The sequence below is a fragment of the Pseudomonas sp. SIMBA_067 genome, assembly GCF_046534675.1.
Lineage (GTDB): Bacteria > Pseudomonadota > Gammaproteobacteria > Pseudomonadales > Pseudomonadaceae > Aquipseudomonas > Aquipseudomonas putida.
Map to the genome: position 1 here is coordinate 1 of NZ_JAWRYH010001288.1, position 238 is coordinate 238.

Below are 238 nucleotides of genomic sequence, written 5' to 3' on the forward strand. Positions count from 1 at the left end.
TGTAGCAGATGGCTTGGCAACAGGTGGTTCACTGCCACCAAACAGGCGCGCAATCATGAAGTCGCGCCCATTAAAAGCTGTTGGGTTCGGGATGGGAGCAGACGCTCGCTGTGTTGACTGCAACTCTTCCCATGCCGCGCGTCGCTCATTGATGGTGAAAGAACCACCCTCGTCATGGGCAATCAAGCTAAGTTGCTCACGTACGAGGCCTTTAAAGGGATTGCTGTCGACTCCATTG

Annotated in this window: 1 pseudogene; it reads right to left on the reverse strand. The window is 54.2% G+C overall.

Annotation, left to right across the window (positions count from 1 at the left end):
* Window positions 1–238 (reverse strand): annotated as a pseudogene (locus SB765_RS33465) (hypothetical protein); the annotation flags it as partial.